At 37.3% G+C, this 1,154-nt stretch carries 1 protein-coding gene; it reads right to left on the reverse strand.

Annotation, left to right across the window (positions count from 1 at the left end; genetic code table 11):
* Positions 1–1,154: group II intron reverse transcriptase/maturase (ltrA, locus tag ACN4EE_RS23570; protein ID WP_431708946.1), on the reverse strand; the 1,154-nt coding region annotated here is incomplete at both ends.

Raw genomic sequence — 1,154 nt, forward strand, 5'->3', positions numbered from 1 at the left:
CCACGATTTGGATTTATTAGGATGTCTTCTTTCAGCCCATCTTTTGAGTTGTTGATATAGTAGGTGGTCACATTTCGAGTAAGTCTCTTTGCTACACACTGAGCTGTAATAATTCGCCCATCCCCGAATGATGGGATTGAGTTCTTTGATTAAAGCTGTTTGTGGTGATGATTTGTGTTTCCTGATTATTTCTCCAACTTTTTTAATATGAGCTTTGATTTTTTCCTTTGATGGTTTTATGATGGTTTTGTATCCAAGTGGCATACCTCTTGTATTAAAACCTGTGTGTGTTTTTCCTACTTCATATTGACGGATGTTAAATCCTAAGAAGTCAAATCCCGTGTTTCCTTCGTACTCATTAAGGGTGTGAGAGATACGGGTTTTACTTGGTTTTAATTCAAGTCCTAATTCTTTCAACCAGTTTTCAACTATTTCCTTGCATTGAACTATTCTATCAATATCCTTGTGTAGAATGACAAAGTCATCTGCATATCGGATTATGCTAAGGGACTTTTCATTATCTCGTTTATTACCTTTCCATGTTCTGGCAAATTTTTTGATTTCTATTTCCATACCATGTAAGGCTATATTGGCTAATAATGGGGATATTACACCTCCCTGTGGTGTACCTTCGTTGGTCGGAAATATTTGTTTGCTGTCCATGTATCCACTTTTTAACCATGATTTGATTTCACGCTTTAGTTGTGGATAGGTTTCAAGTTTTGCAAGTAATTTGTCGTGGTCTATTCTGTCAAAACATTTCGAGATGTCTGCGTCCAATACAAATTTTGGTTGTTTGGATATGCTTATGAATATTTGCTCGATTGCATCGTGACATGACCTTGCTGGTCGAAATCCATAACTATTCGGTTCAAACTTAGCTTCCCATTGGGGTTCAAGTGCTAATTTGACCAAACATTGTTTGATTCTATCTTCCATACATGGGATACCCAGTGGTCTTATTTCACCGTTAGGTTTAGGTATGTTTACCCTTCTTGTGGGTTTACATTTCCCTTTTAGTTTTAACTGACCTATAATCTCTAGGCGTTGCTTTGGGGTCAGAGATTTTACTCCATCCACACCTGCTGTTTTCCTGCCTTGATTATCCTGAGTTACCTTTCTGGTTGCTAGAAGTTTGCCGTAATAGGATTTTA

It is taken from the genome of Geminocystis sp. CENA526 (assembly GCF_050753365.1).
Taxonomy (GTDB): domain Bacteria; phylum Cyanobacteriota; class Cyanobacteriia; order Cyanobacteriales; family Cyanobacteriaceae; genus Geminocystis.